This window comes from Mesorhizobium sp. M7A.F.Ca.AU.002.02.1.1 (genome assembly GCF_003998535.1).
Classification (GTDB): Bacteria; Pseudomonadota; Alphaproteobacteria; order Rhizobiales; family Rhizobiaceae; genus Mesorhizobium; species Mesorhizobium ciceri.
Map to the genome: position 1 here is coordinate 1 of NZ_RZPB01000587.1, position 3,768 is coordinate 3,768.

General features: G+C 63.7%; 3 protein-coding genes. All 3 read left to right on the top strand.

Going from position 1 to position 3,768, the window contains the following annotated elements; genetic code table 11:
• Positions 1 to 1,236: PLP-dependent aminotransferase family protein (locus EN879_RS27300; protein ID WP_164774607.1), on the top strand; the 1,236-nt coding region annotated here is incomplete at its 5' end.
• A gap of 192 nt (positions 1,237 to 1,428) precedes the next feature.
• Positions 1,429 to 3,018, top strand: a complete 1,590-nt coding sequence (locus EN879_RS27305; RefSeq protein WP_027161820.1) for a trimethylamine methyltransferase family protein — start codon at positions 1,429 to 1,431, stop codon at positions 3,016 to 3,018.
• A gap of 62 nt (positions 3,019 to 3,080) precedes the next feature.
• A partial coding sequence (locus EN879_RS27310; RefSeq protein WP_164774608.1) for an aromatic ring-hydroxylating dioxygenase subunit alpha occupies positions 3,081 to 3,768 on the top strand: 688 nt, incomplete at its 3' end.

Consider the following 3,768-nt stretch of genomic DNA (forward strand, 5'->3'; position numbering starts at 1 on the left):
GTCAATCCCGATGTGCTGGCGACACCGGCCAAGCCGCACCAGAAGGCGCCCGACCAGGCCAATGAGATCGACTGGAAGGCACGCCGCAAGATCGCCGCAAGCGACATGCCGCCGCCGGCCAAGCACGAGAACTGGATCAAGTCGTCCTATCCTTTCGTCTACGGGCAGTTCGACCCGGCGCTGTTCCCGACCGCTGAATGGCGCGAGTGCAACCGCATGGCGCTTGCCGTGCTGGAAATCCGCAACTGGGCATCCGATATGGTCGACCGTGACGATCCGCTGCTGATCGAGCAGATCCAGGCGCGGCTCCTGCCCCGGCGCGGCATCTTCGCCAATCCCGACGAGATCATCGTCACGCTGGGCGCCCAGAACGCGCTCTACATGCTGGCGACGCTGCTGATGTCCAAGGGCTCCAAGGTGGCGATGGAGGACCCCGGTTACCCCGACGCGCGCTCGATCTTCCGCCTTGCGGGCGCAGAGATACAGCCGGTGCCGGTCGACCAGTCCGGCATCGTAACTGCTTCTATTCCCAATGATTCCGGCTTCGTCTTCGTCACGCCCAGCCATCATTGCCCGACCATGGTGCCGTTGTCGGCGGAACGGCGGCAGGATCTTCTGGCGCGCGCCAACCGCTACAACCAGATCATCATCGAGGACGGCTATGACAGCCAGCTTCTCGACGAGGCACCGCAGCAAGCGCTGAAGAGCCTCGATCGTTCCGGCCGCGTGGTCTATGTCGGCTCGATGTCCAAGACGCTGGCTCCCGGCCTGCGGCTCGGCTACATCGTGGCGTCTGCCGGACTGATCGCGGAGCTCCGGGCGCTGCGCCGCTTCATGCTGCGTCATCCGCCGGCCAACAATCAGCGCGCCGTCGCACTGTTCCTGTCGCTCGGCCACCACGAGGCGCTGGTGCGGCGGCTGTCGTCAGCCTTCGACGAGCGGCGCAAGCGGCTGGTCCATGCGATTTCCGCCTTCCTGCCGGAATGGCGCTCGACCGATTCGGCCGGCGGTACGTCGCTGTGGCTCGAAGGGCCGCGCGGCACCGATTCGCGCGGGCTTGCCGAGGCAGCGGCCTCGCGCAGCGTCATCATCGAGCCAGGCGACCGCTTCTTCGATCGCACTGAAAAGCCTTCGCGTTTCATGCGGCTGGGCATCTCGTCGATCGCGCTACAGCACATCGAGCCAGGCATCCGCGAACTGGCCACGGCCGCCGGACGCAGACCCGCGGCCGCCTGATCCATCATCGACCTCTCGTGACCGGAGCCGCTCGCAGCGGCTCCGGTATTTTAGTTCTGGCACATGGAACTGAGCCAGCTGGCCCATAGGATGGGCCAGTGCCGGCGGCATAGTCGGCGTCATCAGGGGAAGAAGCAGGCCGATGGTGGACCAACCGCCACGAGTTCCTGCCGACGAAGTTGGAGTGCTTCCATGCCAGTGGCTGTCGAACAGCAGGACACGCCGGCGAACCGTCGTCCACAACGCTCCGGTCTTCGCGAAACAGGACATGCCATGCGATCATCTCCCCTGGTGGAGGATGCCAGACCACAGCACAAGGCCATCGAGGGCGGCGGCTACGGGCCGCTTCGCGGGGATGACCGCGAGCGTATCCACGAAGGCGTGCTGACGCTTCTGGAGACAGTGGGTTTCGCCAACGCCATTCCTTCCTGCATAAAGGTGCTGACCAAGGTGGGGGCGATCCATGGCGACGATGGCCGGGTCCGCTTTCCGCGCGCGCTCGTGCTCGACACCATCAAGCGGGCGGCACGACATTTCACGCTTCATGGCCAGGACCCCAGGCACGACATGGTGGTCCAGGGCAAGCGCGTGCACTACGGCACGGCAGGCATCGCCGTGCACCTGGTGGATCTGGAGAAGCGTGAGTACCGCGAATCCAAGCTGCAGGATATTTATGATGCCGCCCGCATCGTCGACGGGCTGGACAACATTCATTTCTTCCAGCGGCCGATGGTGGCGCGCGACATCGCCGATCCGCTCGAGATGGATTTCAACACGCTTTATGCCTGTGTGATGGGAACATCGAAGCACGTCGGAACATCCTTCACGGTGCGTGAGAACGTGAAGCCTGCACTTGAAATGCTGTACGCCATCGCCGGAGGCGAGGAGAATTTCCGCGCCCGGCCATTCGTTTCCAACTCCAATTCATTCGTCGTGCCGCCGATGAGGTTCGCCGAGGATGCCTGCGGCGTGCTCGAGGCCTGCGTCGAAGGCGGCATCCCGATCCTGCTGCTGTCGACCGGCCAGTCGGGCACGACGGCACCCGCCGCGATGGCCGGCGCCGTCGTGCAGGCAGTGGCCGAAGTGCTGGCCGGCCTGGTCTATGTCAACGCGCTCAAGCCCGGCCATCCGGCGATCTTCGGCGCATGGCCGTTCATGTCCGACCTGCGCACCGGCGCCATGGCCGGCGGGTCGGCCGAGCAGTCGGTGGCAACGGCGGCCTGTGCCCAGATGGCGCAATTCTACGACCTGCCCGGTGGCTCCGCCGCCGGCATGACGGATTCGAAATTGCCCGATATTCAGTCCGGCTACGAAAAGGGCATCACCAATGTGATGGCCGGCCTCTCCGGCCTCAACCTCGTCTATGAGGCGGCCGGCATGCATGCCTCGCTGCTCGGCTTCTGCCTGGAGAGCCTGGTCATCGACAACGACATGCTCGGTCATTGCCTGGGCTGCGCGCGTGGCATCGACGTGACTGACGAGGCCCTGTCGATCGACAGCATCGCGGAGGTCTGCCTCAAGGGTCCAGGCCACTATCTCGACAACGAACAAACGCTCAAGCTGATGCAGACCGAGCACTTCTATCCTGCCCTCGGCGATCGTTCCTCGCCGAAGGAATGGAACGAAAAAGGCCGGCCTGATATATTGCTGCGTGCGATCACCGAGAAGAAGCGCATTCTTGCCGAACGATTTCCGCGCCATGTGCCAAAACAGGTCGACGACAGATTGCGTGCCCGTTTCGGCAACCTGATCCACCTGCCGCGCACGCATATGGGCGGCTGACCGGAGACAAGTCTCGTGCAGCCATACAGCCATACACGACCAACCATCGGGCAGAACGACAAATGAGTGTGCATCCTATCCAGCAAGCCCCCACCGACGGCGACGCGATCGATCGGCTGGTGGCATCTCATCGGCCAGGCCACGGCCTGGTGCGTGCCTTCTATCATGACCCGGCGATCTTCGAGCGCGACATGGAACGGGTCTTTCGCCGCCACTGGCATTGCCTGGCCCACGCCAGCGTTATCCCGAACCCCGGCGATTTCGAGCTGTTCAAACTGGGCGACGAGGCGGTCATCCTGACACGCGGCATGGATGGCACCGTGCATGCCATGCTCAACGTCTGTCGCCACCGCGGCGCCGAGGTCTGCACCAAGCAGAAGGGCAACGCGAAGATGTTCGTGTGCCCCTACCACGCCTGGGCCTATTCCAATGACGGATCGTTGCGCGCTGCCCGCCTGATGCCAAAGGATTTCGACCGCACGGCGCACGGGCTGAAGAAGCTTCATGTCCGCGTCGCATCCGGTCTGGTCTTCATTTCCTTCGCCGAGACGCCGCTCGATTTCGATCCGATCGAACAGTCGCTGCGAACGAGCTGCGGCCAGTATGGCTGGGGCGACGCCAAGGTTGCGTATCGTCAGTCCTATCCGCTCGACGCCAACTGGAAGCTCGCCGTCGAGAACTATGTCGAATGTTACCATTGCGTGCCGGCGCATCCGGAATATTCGCAGACGCATGCGCTGGAAAAGCCGG